Source organism: Actinocrispum sp. NPDC049592 (genome assembly GCF_040675465.1).
GTDB lineage: Bacteria > Actinomycetota > Actinomycetes > Mycobacteriales > Pseudonocardiaceae > Kibdelosporangium.
Window position 1 is genome coordinate 120853 of sequence record NZ_JBFAPA010000025.1, and the last position, 25810, is coordinate 146662.

Sequence of the window (25810 nt, forward strand, 5' to 3'; positions counted from 1 at the left end):
TGGCAGGCAAGCGCGCCAGTTGTGGATGTAACCGGGGGTGACCGCTCTCGGCTCGACGGCATTAGCCGTGGGCTCGTGGCCGGTTGTCCGGCCGGTGCCTTCCGGCCCAGGTCAGTGCATCCTCGGCTTGGGCGGCCAGGGTGGTGACGAGGTCGGCTGCGGAAGGCAGATCGGTGATGAGGTCGACGGCCTCGCCCGCCCAGACCGGCAGGGGCGGAATCACCCCTCGTGCCACGTCGTCCTGGTAGTCCTGACGGGCCTGGGAGTCGCCGGCCAGTTCGGCCTCCCGGCCGCGCCATCGATCGAGATAGGGGTGGCTGAGAGTACGGGCGGTGTACTTCTCCGTCGGCCAGCTCGCGCCGCGCACGATGTCCAGCACGCCGCTGCGCTCGGTATCCTGCCCGCGCCCGTCGACGATCGCCTTGCTGATCGAGGGGTCGACCAAGGCCTCGGCGGTGGCCTGGAAGCGGGTGCCGATGAGCGCTCCGGCAGCACCCAAGGCCAGCGCCGCGGCCACGCCGCGGCCATCGGCGATCCCGCCGGCCGCCAGCACCGGCACAGGCGCCGCGAGATCCACCACGAGTGGCACGAACGGCAACGTGGACCGCCCGCGCCGGGCACCGTGCCCACCACTCTCCGTCCCCTGCGCCACGATGACATCGGCGCCCACGTCCACGGCCCGCCTGGCCTCGTCCAGATCGGTGACCTGAATGATCAGAACCGCGTCCGACCGGCGGATCCGATCGACGAACGGGCTCGGGTCGCCGAAGGACAACATCACCGCCGCGGGATTGAACTCCAGCGCCTGCTCCACCGCTTCAGCATCGATCGCCCAGGTCAGAAACCCGACACCCCACGGTTCGCCGGTGCCCTCCGCGACGATCGCCAGCTCGCGCTCCAGCCACTCCCGCTCCCCGTACCCACCGCCCAGCAGCCCGAGGCCACCTGCTCGGGAGACGGCGGCGGCCAGTGCGCCCCCGGCCGAACCGCCCATCGGTGCCAGCACGATCGGGTGCCGCACACCCAACAACTCCGTCAACCCCGTCGACAACGCCATGACCCCATCATCGTTCCCGCGCCAACGGACAGGGCATGGGCCGAGACCGGCGGAGGACGACACGCTTGACACGTTCGGCACGCCGAACGTCGGCAGGAAACGCGGCTCGATTACGTGCCGGTCGTGGTCTGGCAGCCGCGTCAACGCAGCACCCAGCATTGCCAGCCGATCTTGAAAGTCCGCCGGTGTGACGCCGGTGTACTGCGGCAGGCCACGCAGGATCGTTTCGCACGCATCGTGCGCGGCATCGGACACGCCGCCCAGCGCGGGATGGTCACAGCCCGCGAGCGCCCCACGCAGCCACGGCAGAACCAACTCGAGCAGCAGCGTCACCGCGGAGCCGCAGCCACTGCGGGCGTCAAAGAGGCGGGCGAAGTACGTCCAGCTGGAGCCCCTACAGACGACCTTGCCTGCCTACAGGGGCGTGTCCGGTTTGTGGTCATTGTCGGTGGTCAGGCTGGTTCGGGGCGGTAGGTCGAGCAGGATTGGGGTAGCCGGACTCCGGCGAAGCGAAGCTGGGTGATCCGGGCAGCGAAAGCCGCGCCGCGCATGAGCTGGGAGGCGACGCCGGCGACACGGCGGTTGGGCAGGTCGGCGAGTGGGGTGCCGGCGACCCAGGTGTTGAACGCGCCCATCGCGGGGCCGCACCAGATCTGGTAGTCGGCCAGCCGGGTGGGATCACCGGTCGTGCTCCAGCTCGAGGCGAGGCCGAGGTACCAGCGGAAGATCAGCGCCATCTGCCGTTTCGGGTCGTTCCGGGCCCGGGTGATCTGGGCGGGGTCACGGGCCTCGAAGAAGCGGACGGTGTCCTGCCAGATCTCGGTCAACGGGCGTTGGAACACACGGGCCTCCAGGCTCGCGCGTTCCTCGCGCGGGAGGTCGTCGATCCCGGCGCAGGCACGGTAGAGCTCGTACAGCCGCTTCGCCTTGGCCGCGAACATCGTCCCCCGCTTGAGGACCTGGACGTCGACGCCGAGCTCGAACATGTCGGCGGCGGGGGCCATGCCGAAGTCGGCCGCACCCGCGCCGGCCAGCAGCTGTTTCGCGGCCTCGGACTGTCCTGCCTCCACACAGGCCTGGTTCACCGATCCGGTGACCACATAGGACGCACCCATCGCGAACGCCGCGGCCGCCGCGGTGGGCGTGCCGATCCCGCCCGCCGCGCCGATCCTGACATCCAGGCCCGTCTCGGCGTGCACCCGGTCTCGCAGGGCGAGGATCTCAGGCAGCAGCACCGGCAAAGGCCGCCGGTCGGTGTGCCCGCCCGAGTCCGCCTCTGCCGTGATGTCGTCGGCCATCGCGACCCGTCCGGCCAGCTCCGCCTGCTCCGCGGAGATCAGCCCCTGGTCCAGCAGCGCACGCACCAAGTGCGGCGGGGCGGGACGCAGGAACAGCTCGGCTACCTCCGGCCGGGACACCTTCGCGATCACGCGGTTGGCGATCCGGACCCCGCCGGACGGGCTCGCGGACAGTCCCGCCAGCCGGTACCGGACCACCTGAGCGGTGAGGTCCAGGAACGCGGAGGCTTCCACGCAACGGACGCCGTGCCGCAGGCAAGCATCCACAGTGGCCCGTTCCAGCGCCTGCTCGTGCGGACTGTGAATGAGATTGCAGGCGAACGGCAGGTCGGGCGCCTGCCGCCGGATCGCGGTCAGGGCTTCGTCGACCCGGCTCGGCACCAGTCCGGCCGCGCCGAAGGAAGCCAGGAAACCTGCCCGGGCCATGGCCACGACCAACGGCACGGATGCGATCCCGTTCGCCATGGCACCTGCCATGTACGGGTATCGCACACCATGGTCACGCAGGAAGCCAGGAGCACCCAGCCGTTCGGGCGTGATCGACGGGACGGCCGCCAGGACCTGCGCGGCCGGGGAGATCGACCGGTCGTCGCTCACCACCGTCACGCCGCGTTCGTCGCACGTCACGTAGCAGGGCCGTTCCAACGTCGCGACGGTCTGGTAGAGGGACTTCGTCTCCAGCGATGTGGTCATATCGTGCCACCAGGCGCGAACCGGCGCTGCAGGCGGGACTGGGTGTCCAGCGCGCTGGCGTGGGCGGTCACGATCATCTCCCGCATCTGCGCCAGGAGCGTGGACACCGCCGGTACCGCCGCCGCACGGCCCAGTTGCCGTGGATCGAACGGCTCACCGATGAACTCGATCATGATACCTCCCCGTGGCCGCTCGCGGCGCCGGCGAACTTGGCCGCGAGTCCTGGTGCTGCGACGACGGATACGCCAGTAAGTCTCATCAGGACAGATCCGGACGGAGCGCATGCCGTGACCGTGACGGATACACCCGCTGGACCCGGCCGCGGATTGTCCACAATCACCACGAACACCTCGTTGTCCGGTAATGGCGCGAAGTACTCGGCTCGTTCGATGCTCAGTGGCAGACAGGCCTCACCCAGTCGCCGCGCGGCCAGCACACATGCGCCTTGCATGAGCAGATCGGCGAGCACCGGGCTGTGCGCCCGGCCCGCGAACGCTCCCTGCCACACCGGCCAGTCAGGCAACCGGCATTCGAGGACCATCCTGCCTTCCTCGCTTTCCAGGATGCGACTGATCCCTTGCAACGCCCTTCCGTGGAACAACTCTCCAGTGGTGTACAGAGTGGAGCCGTCCAGTCCTGTTCCGGTTTCCCAGGGCATCGGCTCCGGAGCGGTCCGCGGCTGGGCCGCGAGGGTGAAGGTGCCCGAGTAGTGGGGACCCTTCGAACACACCCGCACTCGCCCGCCGTCGACTTCGACCACATAGTCCGGGTCCTGGTCCGGGTCGAACACGATTCCCTTGTGCACCTCGAATCCATGGCATTCGACGACCTGCCTGCCCGGATTGGCCCGCTCGATGACGTTCACCATCCACCCCAGGCCGAAGGTGGCCGGCAGCAACGGGTACGCCTCAAGACGGTGTGCTTGCAGCACTTCGGTGTCCGCCAAGCCCGTCAACGTGCGACTTGCCTCGAAACCTTGGGTAGTCAGCGGTTGCGTGGGGGTGAGCGGACCTCCGGCGAGGACCCGCAGGTCGTCGGTGCGGCCGGCCGTGAACTGGTCGGCGAAGACCTTGGCGCCCGCATCCAGCGAGACGAGGTCGACGCCGCGTTGCTGGAAAACCTCCCGCAGCTCGGGCGTGACCATTCCGCCTTCCCATGCGCCCCAGTCGATCGCGGTGATGTGGCGGGACGGCCAACGGTGCTTCAGGCTCGCCGCGACCCGGCACAACGCTTCGTTCGCCGCCGCGTAGTCGGCTTGGCCCACGTTGCCGAACAGCCCGGCCACGGAGGTGAACAGCACGACGTGACGAATGGGCGCTTCGCCGAGGGCGTCGAGCAGAGCACGCAGACCCAGGATCTTGGTGCGCAGGACAGTCATGGCGCTGCCGGGCCGCCTCGCCGTGAGCAGAGCGTCGGATATCACTCCGGCGCCGTGCACGATCCCGGTTACCTTCTGCCGGTACGGTTTCAGCGCGGCGCGGACCGCTTCCCGGTCGGATACGTCCACACTGATGTACTCCGCACGGTCACCCAATGCCTCCAGCGTCGCCCGCATCTCCCGCACCGCCAGCACACGGTCACGGGTTTCGCGGAGCTCCCGCGGTGTCAGCTGTTCGGCGGCGAGGGCTGCCACCAACTGGTCGTCCGGCACGCCGGCCGCCCATTCGGGTTCCTCCGGCTCGGTGCGTCCCAAGAGGATGAACCTCGCCTCTGTGCGCGTCGCGAGCTCCCCGACGCAGGCCGCGGTCACGCCCCTGGCGCCGCCACTGACCACCAGCAGGTCATCCGCACCGACCGTCAACTCCGGCGAACCCGGCGGCAGTTTTGCCGGAGTTGCCCCATCGTAGGGCCCGGGAACGGGCGTACGGCGTCCCGGCTCGCTCACCGCCACTTCGATCGTGTCGACCGCGGCATCGTGGATCTCGTTGAGCACGACGCTGGCAACGCCAAGCGTCGGATCGATGTTCAGCGCACGGCAGAACAGTTCCGGGTGTTCACGGGCGAGTGTCTTCACCACTCCCCCGACACCGCCGACCACGGCTTCGCCCGGCTCGCTCGCATCGTCCAGCCTCGTGACAGTCACGAACGCCGCGCGATGCCCTGCCCCAGCGACTGCCGCCAGTGGCGCCACCGCCTGGCTCGCCAGATCAACCGTGTCCGAGAGAACCTGTACCGACTCGTCCCAGCCCAGTCCCTCGACCACCGAGACACAAAGGTCGAGCTGGTCACGCGGACTGCCCACGACTGTCCACTCCAGACGCTCCAGCTCGTCTCGCAGAGCCGATGCGATCTCGCCGTCCCCCACCACCCACGCCACCCTGCCGGCCCTGAACGGGTTGGACAGCCGATCGACCGCAGGCAACTCGGCCCACCGGACCGGATGACGACTCGGTTGCCGCCGAACCGGCTCGGTATGAGGTGGCTGAGCCGCAACAGGCCGCGGCGCGGACTCCGCCTCAACGCCAGTCGTCAAGGCGGCGATGTCCCCAATCGTCCGCAGCTCAGCCAACCGCTCCGGCCCAACCACAGGCACACCCGGGAACCGCTCCTGAAGCACACCCACGATCTGAACCCGCTTGATCGAATCCACACCCAAATCCGCCTCAAGATCCATCGACACATCCAACATCGACAACGGATACCCCGTCTTGTCAGCCACCACCTCAAGAACAACCTCCACCGACACCCCGCCGCCCTCAACCACACCGGACTCCAGGCCGCCACTCCGGGCCACCGGCACCGGAACATCACCCATCAGCGCAGCGATATCCCCAATCGTCCGCAACTCAGCCAACCGCTCCGGCCCAACCACAGGCACACCCGGGAACCGCTCCTGAAGCACACCCACGATCTGAACCCGCTTGATCGAATCCACACCCAAATCCGCCTCAAGATCCATCGACACATCCAACATCGACAACGGATACCCCGTCTTGTCAGCCACCACCTCAAGAAGAGTCGCCGGAGCATCCGGGGCGGGCGGCGGGGCAACTGGAACGGGGGCCTCCACAACAGGAGGTGGGGTGGGCGGCTGGTGTTCGAGGCCGGCGATGTGGGACAGGATCTCGTTGGCCCTGATGTGGGTGCGGCCGATCTCGAGACTCTGCTGCTTGAGCTGTTCGGCGGCCTGGAGGAGGGCCGCGGAGTCGGGACCGGGGGCGCGCAGGGCGGAGGCGAGGCCCTCGGCGATGGACAGCTGCCCGTCGAGATACCGGGAATGCAGAGCCAGGTGCTGACTGACGACATCGCTGGACGCGGGATCGCGGGAGATCCGGCGGTCATCAGTGAGAGCAGCCTGGTAGGCGGCGTGGCGACTCGAAGGAACGTACTCGGCGGCGTTGAGCAGGACAGCCGAAGGAGAGGACGGCGATTCGACCGGTTCGGGTGCGCAGTGGCGGTCGATGTCGGTGATCGGTGCGCCGAGCACCGCAAGGCGGACGGCGGCCTGTTTCAAAGCGACGTCACCATCGCCGAGCGGGCCCGCGTCGGTGGGGATCGCGACCGCATCCGGGAGGTTGCGTTTGACCAGCTGCGTCAGCGCCTGTCTGGGACCGAACTCGACGAAGACCGTGCATCCGTCGGCGCGCATGGCTTGCAGTCCGGAAACGAAATCGACAGGCTTCGCGATCTGCGTGACCAGCGTCTCGGCGTTCACCTCCGGGTCGGATCCGTAGGAAGCGCCAGGCGAATTCGCGTACACGGGGATCCGCGGAGCGCCGAAGCCCGCTACAGCCGAGCGGAAAGCCTCGACCGCGTGCGCCACGTACCGGGTGTGAAACGCGCCGGAAACGGACAACGGCTTGGCGGTGACCCCGTGATCCTTGCAATGCGCCAGGAAATCCCCGACCGCGGATGTGCCGCCGCCGACGACGATCTGCTCGGGACCGTTGTGGTTGCAGATCGTCACGTCCGGAAAGGACTCGAGCATCCGGGAGACTTCGGCGTGAGAAGCCTGGATCGCGGCCATCGTGCCAGGATCCGAGCCCAGCGGAGCCACCGCGGCGGCGCCGCGCGCATGGGCGAGGCGGAAGAAGTCGGCGTCACCGAGAGAGCCTGCGGCCCACAAAGCGGTGAGCTCGCCGAAACTGTGCCCCAGCACGCCCGAGCAGACCAACCCGAGCGAGCTCAGATAGCGGAACTGGCCCGCGGAAAGCGCCCCGATGGCCGGCTGCGCATTCTCCGTGCGGTGCAAGACCGATTCCTGCCGCCGGCGTTCCTCGGCGTCGAAGGTCGGCGGCGGGAAGACCACATCGGCCAGCAGACCGTCGTTGGCATCGTCGAAAGCACCAGCCACCACTGGGTTGTTCAGAACCGTCTCCAGACCCATGTCCAGGTACTGACCACCCTGACCGGCGAACAGGGCACCGACGCGCAACCCCTCCTGGGCGCGGCGCCGGAAGAAGATCCCAGCCGGATGCGACCATTCGGCACTGTCCGGGTTCTCGGCGAGCTGCGTGATCGCCAGATCCCGCAGCCGCTCGGCAGACGACTCGTCCGCGGCCACAAACCCGATCCTGGCGGCGTCAGCGGGAATCGGGCCCTCAACCGGAGGGCTGGAGCGGACAGCGTCCAGGAGCGCCGAAGTATCGGGAGCATGCCACAGACAGGCACGAGCGGTCCGATGCAGAACACGGGCGCTGTCACCGTGTTCCTCCAGTACCACGTGGAAGTTGACCCCGCCGAACCCCATTGCCGAAGCAGCGGCCCGCCGCGCCGGACGGCGGGGATCACGGATCCAGGGCCGGGTCCTGGTGTTCGGGTAGACCGGCGCATCGGGATCGGCCAGAACCTCATGCGGCCGCCGCACGTTGATCGTCGGCGGCAAGGTCTTCTGGTACAGGCTCAACGCCATCTTGATCAGCGAGGCAGCGCCCGCGGCGCCCTTGAGATGACCGATCTGTGACTTCACGCTACCGACCGCGGCGGAACGCGGCTGCGCCGACGCATCACGAAGAACGGACGTGAGCGCAGAGAGTTCGGTCGCATCGCCCAGCGGAGTACCGGTGGCGTGAGCTTCGAACAGGCCGACCGAAGCGGGCGAGCAATCCGCGTCCTGATAAGCACGTTGCAAGGCAACACGTTGCCCATCGGCGAGCGGAGCATAGATGCTCCTGGCCCGGCCGTCGCTCGACGAGCCGATTCCCCGGATCACGGCGTACACACGATCGCCATCGCGTTGCGCGTCGGCAAGCCGTTTCAGCGCGAGCATGCCGATGCCCTCACCGATCAGGGTGCCATCGGCGGACGAGTCAAAGGGCTTGATCTCGTCGGACTTGGACAACGCCTGCGTCTTGCTGAAGCACATGTACATGAAGATCGAGTTCTCGGTGTCACATCCACCGGTGATCATCAGGTCGGCGCGCCCGTCGAGCAGTTCGGCGATCGCGAGCCGCACAGCGGACATCGAGGAGGCACACGCGGCGTCCACTGTGGACGTCATACCGCCGAGCCCGAGACGGTTGGCGATCCGCCCGGCCGCAACGTTCGCGAGCAACCCCGGGAAGGTGTTCTCCTGCCACGGTGTGAAGGCCTCGACATACTTGTCGGCGATGAGCTGCGCGTCCGCCGCACTCAGGCCGCAACTGCGCACCACTTCCTTCAGCACGGGCGTGGACAGGCGGGCCGCCAGCGAATGGGTCAGCTGAACCGGCCCGGTCACCCCGAGCACGACACCTGTCCGGGAAGCGTCATACCACTGCGAGCCGATCGCGCCGGCGTCACGAAGCAGATCCCTCGCCACCACAAGGCTCAGCGTCTGCAGCGTGCTCGTGACCTCCAGCTGGTTGGGCGGCAGACCGAACTCCAGCGGGTCGAACGCGACATCGGGCACGAAGGCCCCGCGCCGCGCGTACGTCCGGTCCGGCGCCTGTGGATCCGGGTCGTGGTAGTCGGCCACGTTCCAGCGGCTGGCCGGCACCTCGCCGGTGCAGTCGCGCGCGTCCACGACGTTCTGCCAGAACTCCCGGTAGTTGCCCGCCTGCGGGAACAGCCCCGCAACACCCACGATCGCGATCGGGTTGTCCGCCAGCCGCCTGCTGATCACCGTAGTCCTCCTGACGTCGCTACCAGATCGGCCATCGCATCGGCGAACACCCGGTGGCCGTCCGGACTCGGGTGCAGGCCGTCAGCCGACCACATGACCGGCCGGTCCCAGCTCGGCGACCGCGCGATGTCCAGGCACAGCACACCCGTGGCCGCGGCCAGCTCACGCACGCATTCGTTGGCCTCGAAGAATCTCGCCGTCATCAGTTCACGAAAGGCCCGCGGCATGGCTTCCAGGCGCGGGATCCGCGGGTAGGTCGACGTGAACACCACTGTGTCCGGTCCGGTTAGCGCCGAAAAGAGAGTGGCGAGGTTCGCCCGGAACTGCTCGGGCACATAGGCACCGAGCAGGTCGTTGGCACCGACCATCACGCCGATCAGGGGCGTCCGGGCCGCCAGGGCGATGCCGAGCTGGGTGTCGATCACGTCCCCGGTCGTCGCCCCGTACCTGCCGAGGTTCACAATGGACTCTTCGGGCAGGCCGAAGAGGTCCGCGAACAGCCGGACCCAGCCGTCCGCCGCGGCCATCCCGTAGCCTTCGACAAAGCTGTCGCCCAATGCGGTGAGACGCGTTCTCGTCACGCCGGATCCCTTCAGGACTCAGACGGATACCGGTTTCCTGGTGACGCTTTCCACTGTCCGGGAACGGAACGGCGTGAGGCGGTCCTCGCCGAGCCGGGCCCGCGTCATCGGATCGGTCACGCCGAGCCCTTCCCGCGGAGCCAGGCACAGGACGCCCACCTTGCCCATGTGCTGATTGGTCTGCACCAGCCGAGCCGCGTCGGCCACGTCGGCCAGTGGGTACACAGTGGACAGAACCGGGACCAGGTGCCCCAGCTCGTAGAGCCGCATCATCTCGGCCGCCTCGCCGAGGTTCATCCCGTGACTGCCGATGACGCGCTTGAGGTTCATCCAGAAGTACCGGTTGTCGAAGGTGTGGTCGTACCCGGTGCTCGACCCGCAGGTGATCACGGTCCCGCCGCGGCGGGCGACGATCACGGAGGTCCCGAAGGTCGCCCGGCCGACGTAGTCGAACACGACGTGCGGGTCCTCGCCGACCATCGCCCGGATGACCTTGCCGAGCCGCTTGCCCGACCGGACCGAGTTCTCCGCGCTGACCTCGCCGTCGAGGCCGATCTCCTTGCGGTTGATCACGTGGTCGCAGCCGATCCGGCGCAACAGCTCGCCCTTCTCGTCCGAGCTGACCACGCCGACCGGGATACCGCCGCCGTTCTTCACCAGCTGCACGGCGTACGAGCCGAGCCCGCCGGTCGCGCCCCAGACCAGCACGACATCGCCCTGCTTGATCCGGGCGCCGCGGTCGCTGACGAGCATCCGGTAGGCGGTGCCGCCGCACAACGGGATGGCCGCGGTCTCTTCCCAGGTGAGATGGGCCGGCTTGGCCACCAGCTGGGTGGCGCGCACGACCGTGTAGTGGGCAAGGCCGCCGAAGTTCGTCTCGTACCCCCAGGCCCGCATGCCGGTCCCGAGCATGCCATCGGCGTGCGTCACCGGATCCTGGTCGTCCACATATGCCGTGCTGACCGCCACGTGGTCACCCACCTGCCAGCGCCGCACACCGGCACCGACCCGGACGATCACGCCGGCGGCGTCCGATCCCACGACCTGGTACGGCTGGTCGTGCCGGGCGAGATAACCGCCGCCGCGGGCCAGCCGCTTCATCATGTCGAAGGTGGACACCGGTTCGAAGATCGACTGCCAGACCGTGTTGTAGTTGATCGAGCTGGCCATCACCGCGACCAGAACCTCGTCAGGGGCCAGCTCCGGCATCGGCACGCTGCCGACGCGCAGCGTGCGCCGGACGTCCTTCTGCAGCGCCCCCTTGAAGATCCTGGCGTCCTCCTCGCGCAGATGCGCGGCGACGTAGTCGGCGGGCACGGGCGTGCGACTCAGCTCGTCCGGTGGCGCGCCGCGCAGAACGGCTTCGGTCAAGGCATCCATGGACCCCACTCCTTGCGATACTCGCCGGGCAAGTGCCAGTGCTGGCACGGATCGACGCTAACCGGGCCGGCTATCACGTCCCTATTGACGCGCGCAGGCGTTGTGGTGAACGGGATACCGGCCCGAAAGCCCGTCGATGGGTGCTGCCAGCACGGTGGTGTCCGACGACTCGGCACCGGCCCGCGCGGAAGGATTCGGATGCGGTACGACACCATGATCGACGCGATCGGACACACACCCCTGGTCCGGCTGGATCTGCCCGGGCACGACGAGATCCACGGCTACGCCAAACTCGAGCTGCAGAACATGTTCGCGATGAAGGACCGCGTGGCCAGGCAGGTCATCCTGACCGCGCGCAGGACCGGCGAACTGCGGCCGGGCGCCCCGATCATCGAGAGTTCGTCCGGCACGATGGCCCTTGGCGTGGCCCTCGTCGGCACGGCACTCGGACATCCCGTGTACATCGTCACCGATCCCCGGATCGACCCCATGACGCTGGCGAAGCTCAAGTCACTGGGCTGCGTGGTGGAGGTCGTGCCGCGGATGACGGCGCACGGCTGGCAAAGCGCCCGGCTCGAGCGCCTCGAGCAGCTGCGACGCGACCTGGACGGCGCGTTCTGGCCGCGCCAGTACAGCAATCCGCAGAACCCGGCCGCCTACCGGAGCCTGGCCACGGAACTGCTCGCCGACCTGGACCACGTGGATGTCCTGGTCGGCTCGGTCGGCAGCGGCGGTTCGCTGTGCGGCACCGCGAGGGCGTTGCGTGAACGGCTTCCCCAGCTGTGGGTGATCGGTGTGGACTGCGTCGGCAGCGTCCTTTTCGGACAGCCGGACGAGCCTCGCAGGCTGCAGAGCGGTCTCGGCAACAGCATGATCCCGCCGAATCTGGACCACTCGGTGATCGACGAGGTGCACTGGCTCAACGACCACGAGGCGTTCGCGGCGGCGCGGGATCTGGCACGGGAACAGCAGATCTTCGGCGGGAACACGGCCGGCTCGGTGTACCGCGTGATGCGCCACGTCGCCCGCGGGCTTGGACCAGGTGCCCGCATGGTCGGGATTCTCGCCGACCGCGGCGACCGGTACGCCGACACCGTGTACAGCGACGAGCACTGGACCCGGCACGGCCTGCTCGATTTGCCCAAGATGGACAGTCCGGCCGAGGTCGAATACGGCGAACCGGTGTCCAGCTGGGCGTACAGCTACCTGGCCGGAGCGCGGGACGTGGCATGCCAGGGCGTCTGATCTTCGTCGAGTCGAACACGACCGGGTCGGGCATGCTCGCCCTGACCACGGCGCGGCGGCTCGGACTCGATCCCGTGCTGCTGTCCGGCCGGCCCCAGCGGTACGCGGGGCTGGCCGAGACCGGCGTCGAGGTGATCGAGTGCGACACGAACTCGCCGGAAGCCATCGCCTCCCGGTTGCCCGGCAGGATCGCCGGGGTCACCACGACCAGCGAGTACTTCCTGGAAGTCGTCGCGCAGGTGGCTCATTGTCTCGGTTTGCCCGGCAATCCGCCCGAGGCGGTGCGGCGGTGCCGGGACAAGTCGGCAACGCGCGAGGCACTGGCGCGGGAAGGGGTCGGACAGCCCAGGTTCGTGGCCGTACGCCATCACCGGCTCCTCACACCGACGCTGCGCAAGGTTGGCCTTCCGTGTGTGGTCAAGCCAGTGAACGAGTCCGGTTCGCAGGACGTGGTGCTGTGCCACTCCGAGCCCCAGGTGCGGGCGCATCTGCGGCGGATCCTGAGCGCCCGGGTCAATGCCCGGGACCAGCCCGTGCCAGGGGTCGCCCTGGTGGAGGAGTACCTGGACGCCGCTGAGTACAGCGTGGAGATGTTCAGCTCCGCGGGCACGGCTACCTGCGTGGGCATCACCGCCAAGTCCGTCAGCGGAGATCCTTATTTCGTCGAGTCCGGACACCACTACCCCGCCGCGCTGTCCCCTTCGCCCACCCAGCAGCTGATCTGTTTGGCCCGCGATGCGCTCGACGCGGTCGGGCTCCGCGAAGGGCCTTCTCACATCGAGGTGAAGCTGTCGCCGAGCCGGGCCGCGGTCGTTGAGATCAACGCCCGGCTGGCCGGCGGGATGATCCCGGAGCTGGTGCGGCTGGTGGACGGGATCGACCTGATCGAGCAGCAGATCCGGGCGGTCGCCGGCCGGCCCGTCGACCTGACCCCGGTGCGCCGCGAGGACCGCTGCGCCGGGATCCGGTTCTTGATGGTGGACCGGACCGGCCGTGTGGCTTCGGTGTCCGGTGTGGAGCAGGCCATGGCGCTGCCCGGGGTCCACCGGGTGCACGTATCGGCAGCTCCAGGTTCTGGTGTCGCACGGGCTCAGGACGCCTACGGCCGGATCGGTCACGTGATCGCGGGCGGCCCGGACTCCGCCGAGGTCGAGTCCAGGCTCGACCGTGCTCTGGACCTGATCCGGATCGCGGTCACCGACACGTCAGCCGAGTCCCAGCCGGGGTGAATCGGGAAACCGGCAAAAGGGGCCAGCCGCAACGGCTGGCCCCTTTTGCCGCGATTCACGAGGTCTCGCGGTCCATCCAGACGCGGAGGCCAACGTCGAGCTGGACCAGCAGGTCGACGACGAAGTCCATGCCTGAGTCGCCGTTGGTGAGGACGACCAGGCCGGTGCCGGTTTCCAGGTCGGTCGCCGCGTGGGCGCGGAATCCCGCTGTCTCGCCGGAATGGCCGAACCAGGGCGCGCGGACGACCGTGCCAAGGCCGTATGTGCCGGAGACGGGGATGAGCAGCTCATGTGCCGCCCAGGAGCTGAGGATGGCGCCCTTGTCCGAGTGGGCACGTTGGATCTCAGCGGAGACCTGGGCGATGTCGCGGGCGCTGGTCCAGAGTCCGCCGGTGGCGGAGGGATAGACGCGCCAGCCACCGTCGACCGGGGTCCCGTCCACGTTGTGCCCGACGGCACGCGGGTGGCAGGACGAGCTCCCGTAGTGGCTGTCCCGCATCGCCAAAGGTGAGAACACGAGGTCCCGCATCAGCTGCGGGAAAGGCTGTCCGGTGACGTCCACGAGCACTTGCTCGATCACGACGTAGTTGTTCCCCGAGTACCGGAACCGGCCGGCGAACGGCGACTCGCACCGGACCGGTGCGGTGCGGGCCGGAGCCCGGCCGGTCAGCACGTCGAGCACACCGGGGATGGGCCCGGACGGATGGACCGCGCCGAGCCCGCCGAAATCGTCCTCGGTCAGCCCGGCGGTGTGCGAAAGGAGCGAACGCAGGGTCACGCCGCCCGCAAGCCGCCACGAACGCAGATACTCGTTGACATCCGCGGAAAGATCGAGCACACCGTCCTCGACGAGGCGGAGCACCGCCAGGGCGGTCACGTGCTTGCTGACCGATCCCGCCTGGAAAACCGTGTCCGGTCCCACCGCAACACCAGGGCAGGCAAAGCCCTCACCCCAGGCACCGACGACCTCGCCATCGGCGGCCAACGCGATGCTGGCGCCGGGAACGTGATGCCGTTGCAAGCAAAGCCTGGTCGTCGGCACACCCGGGGACAGCCGGGAGAGCAAGTCTCGCGCCGAGGCCGCCACGTGCCGCCCAACGCAATGGTCGAGCAGCGCGGCCAGCCTCGAGATGAACTCGTCCGCGAGCGAACCCACCGTCTCTTCACGGTGCAGATCAGTGGAATAGGTCCACATCACCCTGAACACGCCGTCGACCACCACGGCGTTGACCTCGATCTGGTACGGCCGGATGCCGGTCGCGGCCCGGCTCGCGCCCGGGACGGAGTCGAGCCGCACGAACAGGCCGGCCGGCTGAGCCATCCGCGTCTGCCCGTGGTAGTTGAAGCTGACCGCGGCAGGCGGCGAGTCGACCTGGGCGATGCCGTGGCCGATACCGTGCCGCGGCGTGGAACGCAGGTGTTGCTTGACCGTCTTGATGCCACCGCCGGGGTCGGCCGGCACCTGGATGCGCACCGGGTGGATGGTGGTGAACCACCCTACGGTCCGCGTCAGGTCGACGTCGTCGAAGAGCGGTTCCCGGCCGTGCCCTTCGAGATCGATGTGGACATTCGGGTTCCCGGAGCACCCGGCCAAGGTCTGCGCCAAGGCGGTGACCAGCAAGTCGTTGACACGTGTCCGGTAGGCCGTGTGCGCCGACCTGAGCAAGGCCTCCGTGTGCGCGGCGTCCAGATCCCGCCGCACGGTGGCGCTGGAGCTCTGGCAGTTGCGGCCGCCCGGATGGTCCACCGGGAGGACCCCGGACACCGGTACCGGCATCCGCCAATATGCCGCTTCCGCTGCGAAGTCCTCGCTCGAGGCATAGCCGGCCAAAGACTCCGCCCAGTAACGGAAAGACGTGGTCTTGGCCGGCAGCTCGAGCGGTTCGCCATCGTGCAGCTGCCGATAGGCGGCGGCGAGGTCCTCCAACAGGATGCCCCAGGACACCGTATCGACAGCCACGTGGTGCACGGTGATGATCAGCTCGTCCGGCCGATCGCCGTAACGCAGCACCATGGCGCGCAGCAGCGGCCCGGACCGCAGGTCCAGACTGTTGTGCAGCCGGTCGGCGGCCTGCTCCACTTCTTGGTCGATCCGGCCGGGCGGCAGCCCGTGGAGGTTGACGACCCACAGGACGTCCGTGCTGCCGGGAGCCGCGAGGTACTGGTGACCCGACTGTGGATCAAGACGCAGTCGCAAGGCGTCGTGATGACGGATCAACGCCGTGAGCGCCTGCCGCAACGGTTCCTCGGCGATCGTCGAGGACCAGCGCAACCGCACTGACTGGTTGTAGTGGTCATGCGGCCACTCCAGGTTGGTGAACCACCGTTGGATGGGCGTCAACGGCACATCACCGGTGACAACGTCCTGCTCGGCATGGACGGCCGCGGGCAGCGCCGAACCCTCCACAGTGGACGCAAGCTGGGCGATGGTCGGATCGGCGAACATCTGGCGGGGCGTGAGCGCCAGGCCGGCCCGCCGGGCGGAGACCATGACCTGAATCGACAGGATCGAGTCGCCGCCGAGATCGAAGAAGTTGTCGTGGACGCCGATGTCGGTCACGCCGAGCACCTCGCTCCACACCTCGGCGAGGACCTTCTCGGCCGATGTCCGGGGCGCCACGAACTGCGCCCGCAGGTCCGGCCGGGCCCCTTCCGGAGCAGGCAGGGCCTTGCGGTCGACCTTCCCGTTCGGGTTGAGCGGCAACGCGGACAGCATGACGAACGCCGCCGGGACCATGTAGTCCGGCAGCCGGGCCTGCAGGTGTGACCGCAGCTCGGACGTCGTCGGCGCCGTCTCACCACTCGGCACCACATAGGCCACCAAGCGCTTGGGCCCGGCCGCTTCGTCGCGGGCCACGAGCACCGCCTGGTTCACCTGGGAATGCGTCTCCAGTGCGGCCTCGACCTCGCCCAGCTCCACCCGGAAACCCCGGATCTTGACCTGGTGGTCCAGCCGGCCGAGGAACTCCAGCGTGCCGTCCACCGCCCAGCGGATCAGGTCGCCGGTCCGGTACAGCCGTGCACCTGGGGGACCGAACGGGTCCGGGACGAACCGCCGGGCGGTCAGGCCCGGACGCCCGTGGTATCCGCGCCCGACACTGTCGCCCGCCAGACAGGCCTCACCGGCCACGCCGATCGGCACCGGATCACCCGACCTGTCCAGAACGTACACACGCGTGTTGGCGATCGGTGAGCCGACCGAGACGTGGTCCGCGGACGACCGGCACGACCAAGCCGTCGAGTCGACCGAGACCTCTGTGGCGCCGTACAGGTTCAGCAGTTCCGTGTCCGGGCACCGGTTCTGCCATTCCCGCACCACGTCCAACGTCAACGCCTCCGCACTGGCGAAGAGCCAGCGCAACGGCAGCGGCCGGTCCGCGGTCAAGGGCAGCAGCGCACGCAGCATCGAGGGCACCACATGGGCCGCCGTCACGTTCTCCCGCGTCATCATGTCGGCGATGTACTGCGGATCCTTGTACCCGTCCGGCCGCGCGAGGATCACGGCCGCTCCCCCACTCCACGGCCAGAACATCTCGTACACCGAGATGTCGAAGCTCAGGTTGGCCAGCTGCAGGACCTTGTCGCCCTGCGCGAGCGGGAAGTTCGCAGCCATCCACCAGACGTAGTTGACGATTCCCTGATGGCGGATCAACGTTCCCTTCGGACGCCCGGTGGACCCGGACGTGTAGATCACATAGGACAGATTGCCCGGCCGGGCCACCCTGGACAGCCGGCCCGGCTCGAACCGGTCGATGCGGGCGGCGTCCGCCGGATCGTCCAGGCACACCACAGTGTGACCGGAAAGCCTGTCCGCCAAGGCGTTCTGGGTCAGCACGACCGGGGTCGCGGTGTCGGCCAGCATGAACTCGAGCCGGTCGGCCGGATAGTCCGGATCGAGCGGCACGTACGCCGCACCGGCCTTGAGCACGGCCAGCACCGCGACCGCCGAGTTGACGCTGCGCTGCAGGCAGATCCCCACCAGGGACTCCGGCACCACACCGAATTCCCGCAGGTACCGGGCCAGCCGGTTCGCACGTTCGTCCAGTTCCCGGTACGACACCGCCTCGGCATCGAACATGACGGCCACCGCGTCAGGAGTGCGATCGGCTTGCCGCTCGAACAGTTCGTGCAGGCACAGGTCTGACGGATACGGCGCCCGCGTGTCGTTGAACGCGTGCACCACCGAGTCCCACTCCGTCTGCGGCAACGGCGCCAGGTCGGCGAGCCGCACGTCGGACGGCATGGTCAGCTGTTCCAGCAGCAGCTGGTAGTGAGCGACGAGGCGCTCGGCCACATCCGCCGGGACGCGTGCGGGCTGGTAGTCCAGCCGCAGAAGCAGTTCATCGTGCAGGCCGACGTTGAGCACCAGCGGATAGCCGGTCTGCTCCATGGTGTGGACCGCTTTCAGGCCGAGCCCGCTCTCGTCCGGCCCGCGCCGACCGGCGTGGTTCTCGAACATCAGAATGGTGTCGAACAGTCGCTTGCCGGCCGGGACCTGGCTCTGCCGTTGGACGTCGACCAACGAGCAGTGTTCGAAGTCGCGGTGTACCAGCAGTCGATCGTGCACGGCGCGCAGCCAGTCGGAGACCTTGTCGCCCGGACGCGCTTTCAGCCGCAGCGGCAGCGTGTTGATCAACAGCCCGACGGTCCGCTCGACGCCCGGCAGACCACCCGACCGGCCGGACGTGGTCGAGCCGAAGACGACATCCTCCCCGCCGCCGTAGCGACTCAGCAGCAGGCCCCACGCCGCGTGCGCCACCGAACCGACAGTGATCCGGTGCTCGCGGGCAATCTCTCGTAGCCGCGCACTGACATGCGAAGGCACCTCGGCATGCAGCAGCGCGACTTCCTGGTTGGTGGCCCCCTTGCTGTCGCCGCGTTCCGGCCGCAGGATCGTCAGCGGTGTCGGCGCGGCGACATCGGACAGTTCACCTCGCCAGTACGCAGTGGCTTCGGCCGGATCGTGGCTGCGGAGCCAGTCGACATACCGCCGGAACGCCACCGGCTCAGGCAACCGCGGCAGCGTCCCGGTGGCACGTAACGCCTGATAGGCGGTACGGACCTCATCGAGGACCAAGCGCAGGCTCCACCCGTCGAGCAGAACGTGGTGGCCGTGCCAGATCATCCGGCAGGTACCATCGGCCAGCCGGATCACGTCGAGACGCCGTGGCGGCCGCTGTTCGAGGTCGACGCCACGCGCCCGCTCGGCGGCAAGGTGATCGGACAACCGCTGCGGGACGCCCGTCATCGGAACGTCACGCCAGTCCAAGTGCCGCAACGCGATGGTGGCCTCGCGGTGCACGACCTGGATCGGCTCGGGATCCCAGGCGAACGTGGTCCGCAGGACCGGGTGCCGGCGCACCACGAAGTCCCACGCCTGCTGAAGGACCGACATGTCCGGTGACCCGTCGAGCGAGTAGACGAACTGGACGACGTAGTCGGTGCTCTCCGGTTCGAACAGGGTGTGGAACACCATGCCGGTTTGCAGCGGTGACAACGGATAAACCTGCTCGACTGCCTCCGGGTCGAACCCGGCCAGGTCGGCGGGCGGCGTCTCGTCGCCCTCGGGTGAGGCCTGCACCGCGACAGCGGCCAGCCCGGCAAGTGTCTGCTGGGTGAGGACCTGCCTGGGAGTGATCGTCAAACCGGCCGCACGGGCACCGGCGACGACGTAGATCGCCAGCACGGAATCGCCGCCGATGTCGAAGAAGTTGTCATGCCGGCCGACCTGATCGCGGCCGAGCACGCTCGACCACACCTGGGCCAGCGCACGTTCCGCGTCCGTGGCCGCAGCGTCCGACGGATCCGTGCCGGTGGCCGGGCGGTCGATCACGGGCAGTGCCTTGCGGTCGATCTTCCCGGTCGGGGTGAGCGGCATCCGGTCCAGCACGGCGAACTGGGCCGGGACCATGTAGCCGGGCAAACTCTCCGCGAGGTGCCGGCGCAACTCCTGCTCCAACCCCGGTGTGCCGTTGGCAGCAAGGACATAGCCGGACAGCTGAGGACCGCCGCCGGGACCTGGCCGGGCGACCACCGCGGCCTGGGCGACCGCCTGGTGCGCCAGCAGCCGGGCCTCGATCTCGCCCGGTTCCACCCGGTGGCCACGGATCTTCACCTGGTTGTCGATCCGCCCCTGCAGGTCCAGTTCCCCGCTGGGCAGGTACCGCGCCCGGTCGCCGGTCCGGTAGAGCCGTGATCCCGGCGGACCGAACGGATCCGGGACGAACCGCCGGGCGGTGAGCCCGGGACGCCCGTGGTACGCACGCGCCACTCCAACACCGCCAACGCAGATTTCGCCCAGCGCCCCCAAGGGCACGGGGTCCAGCGAGCCGTCGAGCAGGTACACCTGGGCGTTGGCCGCGGGACGTCCGATCAGCACAGGAGATCCGCTCGCCGGCACATCGGCGTAGGTCGCATAGACCGTGACCTCGGTCGGGCCGTACGCGTTGACCAGGCGCGCGGCCCGTTGCCGGATCTGCCGGGCCAACGACTCCGGCAACGCCTCCCCCACGGTGATCGCGAGTTCCAGGGGCGAATCGAAACCAGCGCCCAGCAGCAATCGCCAACCGGACGGGGTCGCCTGGACGTGCGTGACGCCGTGGTCGCGAATCACCTGGGCCTGTTCGGCTCCGTCGAGCCGCGCCGACTCCGGCGCGACCACCACCTTGCCACCGGTCATCAGTGGCACGAACAGCTCCAATGTGGACGGATCGAAGCTCAGCGACGTCAGCAGCAGCCAGGTGTCCCGCGGCCCGGCGCCGAGCAGGTCCCGCACGCCGGAAAGGAGGTTGGTCAGCCCTTCATGGCTGATCTCGACCCCTTTGGGCTGCCCGGTCGAGCCGGACGTGTACATGATGTACGCGAGATCGCTGGACGACGGTCCCGGCGGCGCCGGCTGCCGGGGGTCGCCGAGCAGGCCGTCGAACGGCACCAGCCGCGCGGTGCCTTCGGCCCGCAAAGCGGGCAGGTCCTCCGCCACGATCACCATTCGCGCCCCTGCGTCGCCCACCATGAACGCCAGCCGCGCGGCCGGATACCCGGGATCGAGCGCCACGTAGGTCGCACCGGCCTTGAGCACCCCGAGCACCGCGGCGACCATCTCCGCACTCCGCGGCAGCGCGACGCCGACGGCCTGCCCAGGCCACACTCCCATCGTGCGCAACCCGGCGGCCAGCTGATCGGTCAGTTCCCCGAGTTCGCCATAGGTCAACGACTGCTCGCCACAGCTCACCGCGATCGCCGAAGGTGTCGCCTCGGCCTGCGCCCGGAACAGATCGACGAATGTCCGGCCCAGCGGATACCGGTCGGCGCCGGGATAGTCCGCGGTGTTGACCGGCCAGTCGCGGGTGAGCGTTTCCCGCTCCCGCGCGCTGGTCATCATCGCGCTGGTGACGACAGCGTCCGGTCGCGCGACGACGTTCCCGGCCAAAGTGACCACATAGGACAGAAGCCGGTTCGCCGTGGTCGCGTCGAACAGGTCCGTGGCGTAGTTGAGCTTCAGATCGATGGTCTCGGGCCCGTTGATCGCGTTGAGCGTCAGGTCCACTTTGGCCGTCAGTTCGACGATGCCCACGGGTCGCGCACGCAGGCCGGGCAGCTCCGAGGCACGCTCAGCGGCCTCGAGGCACTGGAACAACACCTGGTAGACGGGGTTGCGGACGGCCGACCGATCGGCGCGGACCGCGGACACCACTTGTTCGAAGGTGACGTCCTGGTGGTCGAACGCCGCCAGGACCGACTTGTTGGCACGGCCGAGCAGCTCGCTGAAAGCCAGGTCTCCGGGCAGGTCCATCGGCAGCGCGACCGAGTTCGCGAACAGCCCGAGCAAGTGCTCGGTATCGGCGACGTTCCGTCCGGAAAGGAGGGTGCCGACCGCGAACCTTCGCTGGCCACAGTAATGGCGCAGGACGAGCGAGAAGACAGTCAGCAACACCGTGTAAACGGTGACGCCGTTGGAGGTCGCGAGAGCACGGATGCTCGCGCTCAGCTCCGGCGTGAGTGTGTGGCGGGCGACATCGCCCAGGTGAGACGGTGTGGTCGGCCGAGGCCGGTCGGTCGGCAACTCCAGCACGTGCGGGGTCGACTCCAGCGCGGTCCGCCAGTAGTCCAGCTGACGTTGGTCCAGCCCACCGGACAGGCGCTCGCGTTGCCAGTGCGAGTAGTCGGCGTACTGGATCGGCAACGGTTGCAGGTCCGGCCGCCGCCCGGCGGCCACGGCGGCGTAGATCTGGTCGAGCTCGCGCAGCAGCAGCGTGCAGGACCAGTCGTCGGTGGCGATGTGGTGCACGTTCAGCACCAGCATGCGCGAGTCGAGGTCGAGGTCGATCAGGTGCGCCCGGAACACCGGACCGGCCGCCAGATCGAAGGGGGCCGAGATCTCCTCGTAGGCGAGCCGCATCGCCTCGTCCCACCGTCCGGCCGCGGGCAGATCGCGAAGGTCGGTGCGGCGCAGGACAACCGGCCCTGGCGGGTTGACGTGCTGCGTGGGCGAAGCGGGGTCGGGGTACGTGGTGCGGAGGATCTCGTGCCGTTCGGTCAGGGCATCCAGGGCGGCGCGCAGGGCACCGACGTCGACCGGGCCGGTGATCCGCAGCACCCGGGGAACGTTGTAGAGCGCGCCCGTCTCCAGGAACTGCTGGGTGATCCACATGCCGTGCTGGACCGGGGACAGCGGCGCGGGACCGGGCGGGCGCCTCGGTATGCCACGCCCGGCGCCGGTCCCCAGGCCTTGCAACCGCCGGCGCAGCAAGGCCTGCTTCGCCGGCGAGAGGGTGGTAGCCCTGCTGGTGTCGGTCATGAAATCGCTCCCCTTGGCGAACGGTCGGTGCTTGCGGCCGGTTACCGCAGGCTCTTGGGCCGCATGTCCACCCACACCTGGTCGATGTGCGCGACACACTCCTCCTCGGTGCCGCTGGTGCCCTCGGTGCGCCAGCCCGCGGGCACCGGCCGCCCGGCCGGCCAGATCGAGTACTGCTCCTCGTCGTTCACGACGACCTGGTAGACGCGCTCACTGGATCCGGGCATCGGGCACCTCCTGGGCTACGGGGAACTCGTCGGGTTCGGCGGACGCCAGGCGCTCGACCTCGGCGTCGCTCATCGCCTCGATCTCGGCGATGATCAGCTGCTCGACCCGGGCGGCGGCGGTCCGGACGGTCGGGTACTCGAACACGAGCCGGACCGGGACATCCACGGTGAACGCGTCGCGCATCCTGTTCACCGCGCGGGTGACCAGCAGGGAATGCCCGCCCACAGCGAAGAAGTCGTCGTTGGCGCCCAGTCTCGCGGTCCCCAGGACGGCCGCCCAGATGTCGGCCACGGCTTGCTCGGCGTCCGTCTCCGGGACCACGAACGGCTCGTCGCTCAACTCGCCGGGGTCCGGTTCGGGCAGCGACCGGCGGTCGACCTTGCCGCTGGGATTGCGGGGCAGGCAGGGCAGCACGACGATCGCGCTGGGAACCGCGGCCGGCGCCAGCCGGTTGGTGAGGAAGTCGCGCAGCCGCGTCCGGTCGGACTCATCCGTGTTTGATTCCTTGGTGCCCCGCGTGATCGTCGCGTACACGACGAGCCGGCGATCACCCGGCACCGGCTCCCAGGTCGCGGCGACGGCGTCCACGACGTCCGGGCACGCCCGTGCGGCCGCTTCGACCTCGCCGAGCTCGATCCGCACGCCCCGGACCTTGACCTGGTGATCGCTGCGCCCCCGGTACTGCAACGAGCCGTCGGTGCGCAGCCGGCCGGTGTCGCCGGTGCGGTAGATGCGCTCGCCGGGCCGCCAGGGATGTGGCACGAACACGCGCGCTGTCCGGCCCGGCTCACCGACGTAACCGCGGCCGAGCCCGGCACCACCGATGCAGAGCTCTCCCACCGCGCCGTACGGAACCGGCTGAAAGGCCTGGTCCAGCACGTAGATCGAGTTGTTCTCCATCGGACGGCCCAGCACCACGGCGTCCTCACCGTCCCCATCGGACGGAACGCAGGCGTGGTGCGCCGAGTCGATCGAGACCTCGGTGGTACCCCAGTGGTTGTTGAGCCGGCAGCCGAGCGGACCCAGTCGCTCGTGGAACGCCCGGACGATCTCCGGCCGCAGCCGGTCGCCGTCGGACACCACGTGCCGCAGCCGGGACAGGCCCTCGAGGTGGCGCGGTCCGACCTGCTCCAGGAACATCGCCAGTGTGCCCGGGACGAACTGCAGCCACGGCACCTGGTGCTCGATCGCCGCCGCCAGCAGAGCCTGCGGGTCATGATGCAGGCCGGGCGGCAGGATCGCGATCCGGGCGCCCACCATCAACGGCCAGAACACTTCCCGCGCAACGTCGTCGAAACTCAACGGCGTCTTCAGCACAACGGCGTCCTCGGGCGTCAGCTGGTAGCGGTCGTGCATGTTCACCATCTGGCTGACCCAGCCGCGGTGTGTGCACGCGACGCCCTTGGGTTCGCCGGTGGAGCCGGAAGTGAAGTACACGGCGCACAGGTGATCCGGGTGCACTGTCCCCAGCTCGGCGATACCGGCCTCAGTCAAGGTATCGATGTCCACAACCGCACAACCCGCGTCGACGGCGGCCGTTGGAAGGTCAGGCTCCGCCGCGCCGGAGACGACACAGATCGGCGCCCCGGCCGTGGCGAGGAGTTTGCCCACGCGAGCCGACGGGGCCTCCGGATCGATGGGCACGTACGCGCCCCCGGCCTTGAGGATCCCCAGCAGCGCCGCGACCAGCTCGATCGACCTGTCCATGAGCAGACCCACTGGAACATCCGGCACCACTCCGCGCGCGGCGAGACCGTGGGCGATGGCAGTGGAGTACACATCGAGCTCGGCGTAGGTCATCACCTGTGAGCCCTCTCGCACCGCGATGGCGTCCGGGGTTTTCCCGGCCTGCTCGGTGAAAAGTGAATGCAGTGTGGGCCCGGGCAGGTCGACCTGCCGGGCCGCCGCCAGCGTTCGCAGCTCGAGGACCTCCGCCGAACTCAGGACCGGCACGTCGTCGACACGCAACCCCGGATCCTCGGCGACCGCGACGAGGACCGCACGAAGATGGGCCATGAGCCGCAGGACAGTCGGCTTCTCGTAGAGCGCGGTGTCCCATTCGACGAAGAACCCGATGGTGTCGCCGCGCTCGTGGAACTCGATCGACAGGTCGTACTTGGCCCCGGCGCCCGGGGTGCGGATCTCCGCCACCCGCAGGCCGGACAGCCCGGGCGGGTCCACCTTCGTCATGAAGTCCACCAGGATCTGGAACAGCGGCGTCCTGGCCGCGTCCCGTTCCACTCCCAGCTCGGTGACGAGCGTGTCGAGGGCGACGTGCCGCGCCTCATAGGCGTCGAGGGCCTGGTTGCGAACCCGGCCGACCAGTTCGGTGAAGGCGGGGTTGCCGGTCACATCGCCCGGCACGACCAGCATGTTCAAAAACGGGCCGATCACGCTTTCCCGGCCGCGCCGGGTCGACGAAGACGTGCCCGTGGTGACGTCGGTCCGCCCGGTGTAGCGGTAGAGCAAGGTCTGGCACGCGGCCAGCAGCACCATGAACAACGTGGCCGCGCGGGACCGCCCGAGGTCGGTCAGCTTGCGGACCGTACCGGCGGGCAGGTCGAAGGCGTGGCAGAGGGCTCCTTCACCGGTGCGCACCGGAGGCCGTGGCAGGTCTGGGGCCAGTTCGAACGGACTCACATCGGCGAGGGCGGCACACCGCTCGGCGAGGGTCGACGCCCACTGACCGGCGTCCTCACGGGCATCCTCCGCCAGGGCGAGATCACGGAACTGTGTGACCGGCGGCGGAACGCGAGGAGCGCGGCCCGCGGTGAAGGCGTTGTAGAAATCGGCCAACTCGGTGTACAGCACGGGAAGCGACCCACGGTCCACGGCCGCGTGATGCACCACCATGGACAGCACGTGGTCGTCGGGGGCGACGCGCAGCAACCGTGCGCGGATCGGTAGCGAGGTGCTGACGTCCAGCGGGGTGCCGGCCTCCGTGCGAACAGCCTCGTCGAGACCGGTGGGATCGACCTCGGTCACGTCAAGCCGCAACCGCTCCGCGGGGTGCAGGACACCGACTATCTCGCCATCGTCGACGCGCAGCGAGGTACGCAGCACCTCATGCCTGCGCACGACCTCGGTCAGCGCGCGGCGCAGCGCCTCGACGTCCAGCCGCCCGTGCAGGCGCAGGAACACGCTGCCCAGGTAGACCGCCCCGGCCCCGGTGACCTGGTCGGCCAGCCACAACCGTTGCTGGACTCGCGGCACCGGCAACGCGGCCGGCGCGGTGGTGTCCCAAGTTGTCGTCACGATC

11 protein-coding genes are annotated in these 25810 nt (G+C 68.9%); 2 read left to right on the forward strand and 9 right to left on the reverse strand.

Going from position 1 to position 25810, the window contains the following annotated elements; translation table 11 throughout:
- Window positions 1-61: 61 nt before the first annotated feature.
- The 6 genes from AB0J95_RS45505 to ccrA form a co-directional block, all read right to left on the reverse strand.
- Entirely contained in the window at window positions 62-1390 is a 1329-nt protein-coding gene (locus tag AB0J95_RS45505; protein WP_364772219.1) for a nitronate monooxygenase, read from the reverse strand.
- A gap of 119 nt (window positions 1391-1509) precedes the next feature.
- The gene (locus AB0J95_RS45510) at window positions 1510-3048 is read right to left on the reverse strand and encodes a PfaD family polyunsaturated fatty acid/polyketide biosynthesis protein (RefSeq protein WP_364772222.1); all 1539 of its coding nucleotides are present in this window, start codon (window positions 3046-3048) and stop codon (window positions 1510-1512) included.
- A complete protein-coding gene (locus tag AB0J95_RS45515; protein WP_364772224.1) occupies window positions 3045-3221 on the reverse strand; it encodes a hypothetical protein in 177 nt (58 codons plus the stop codon). Before AB0J95_RS45515 ends, AB0J95_RS45510 begins: the two co-directional genes overlap by 4 nt.
- Window positions 3218-9091, reverse strand: a complete 5874-nt coding sequence (locus AB0J95_RS45520) for an SDR family NAD(P)-dependent oxidoreductase (RefSeq protein ID WP_364772225.1) — start codon at window positions 9089-9091, stop codon at window positions 3218-3220. The genes AB0J95_RS45515 and AB0J95_RS45520 overlap by 4 nt, the downstream gene beginning before the upstream one ends.
- Window positions 9088-9672, reverse strand: a complete 585-nt coding sequence (locus AB0J95_RS45525; RefSeq protein WP_364772227.1) for an SGNH/GDSL hydrolase family protein — start codon at window positions 9670-9672, stop codon at window positions 9088-9090. The genes AB0J95_RS45520 and AB0J95_RS45525 overlap by 4 nt, the downstream gene beginning before the upstream one ends.
- Window positions 9673-9690: 18 nt before the next feature.
- A complete protein-coding gene (gene ccrA, locus AB0J95_RS45530) occupies window positions 9691-11052 on the reverse strand; it encodes a crotonyl-CoA carboxylase/reductase (RefSeq protein ID WP_364772229.1) in 1362 nt (453 codons plus the stop codon).
- Window positions 11053-11250: 198 nt separating this feature from the next.
- Between ccrA and AB0J95_RS45535 the strand changes: the two genes are divergently transcribed.
- Window positions 11251-12297, forward strand: a complete 1047-nt coding sequence (locus AB0J95_RS45535) for a cysteine synthase family protein (RefSeq protein ID WP_364772231.1) — start codon at window positions 11251-11253, stop codon at window positions 12295-12297.
- Window positions 12282-13526 (forward strand): ATP-grasp domain-containing protein, encoded by a 1245-nt coding sequence (locus AB0J95_RS45540; protein WP_364772233.1) that lies wholly within the window; start codon window positions 12282-12284, stop codon window positions 13524-13526. Before AB0J95_RS45535 ends, AB0J95_RS45540 begins: the two co-directional genes overlap by 16 nt.
- Window positions 13527-13581: 55 nt before the next feature.
- Here the strand turns inward: AB0J95_RS45540 and AB0J95_RS45545 are convergent, their stop codons facing one another.
- Genes AB0J95_RS45545 through AB0J95_RS45555 form a run of 3 tightly spaced genes read right to left on the reverse strand, consistent with a single transcriptional unit; the run spans window position 13582 to window position 25806 of the window.
- Window positions 13582-22323 (reverse strand): amino acid adenylation domain-containing protein, encoded by an 8742-nt coding sequence (locus AB0J95_RS45545; protein ID WP_364772236.1) that lies wholly within the window; start codon window positions 22321-22323, stop codon window positions 13582-13584.
- Between the two features lie 41 nt (window positions 22324-22364).
- Window positions 22365-22550 carry an MbtH family protein gene (locus AB0J95_RS45550; RefSeq protein ID WP_364772239.1) on the reverse strand — a complete coding sequence of 62 codons (186 nt, stop codon included), beginning with the start codon at window positions 22548-22550 and terminating at the stop codon, window positions 22365-22367.
- Window positions 22534-25806 (reverse strand): amino acid adenylation domain-containing protein, encoded by a 3273-nt coding sequence (locus AB0J95_RS45555; protein ID WP_364772241.1) that lies wholly within the window; start codon window positions 25804-25806, stop codon window positions 22534-22536. Before AB0J95_RS45555 ends, AB0J95_RS45550 begins: the two co-directional genes overlap by 17 nt.
- Window positions 25807-25810: the final 4 nt, after the last annotated feature.

What these genes read in the sequence shown, in the direction of transcription:
- AB0J95_RS45535 (WP_364772231.1), top strand. Translation starts at nt 11,251, where the DNA reads ATGCGGTACGACACCATGATCGACGCGATCGGACACACACCCCTGGTC.
- AB0J95_RS45545 (WP_364772236.1), bottom strand. Translation starts at nt 22,323, where the DNA reads ATGACCGACACCAGCAGGGCTACCACCCTCTCGCCGGCGAAGCAGGCC.
- AB0J95_RS45515 (WP_364772224.1), bottom strand. Translation starts at nt 3,221, where the DNA reads ATGATCGAGTTCATCGGTGAGCCGTTCGATCCACGGCAACTGGGCCGT.
- ccrA (WP_364772229.1), bottom strand. Translation starts at nt 11,052, where the DNA reads ATGGATGCCTTGACCGAAGCCGTTCTGCGCGGCGCGCCACCGGACGAG.
- AB0J95_RS45540 (WP_364772233.1), top strand. Translation starts at nt 12,282, where the DNA reads ATGCCAGGGCGTCTGATCTTCGTCGAGTCGAACACGACCGGGTCGGGC.
- AB0J95_RS45510 (WP_364772222.1), bottom strand. Translation starts at nt 3,048, where the DNA reads ATGACCACATCGCTGGAGACGAAGTCCCTCTACCAGACCGTCGCGACG.
- AB0J95_RS45550 (WP_364772239.1), bottom strand. Translation starts at nt 22,550, where the DNA reads ATGCCCGGATCCAGTGAGCGCGTCTACCAGGTCGTCGTGAACGACGAG.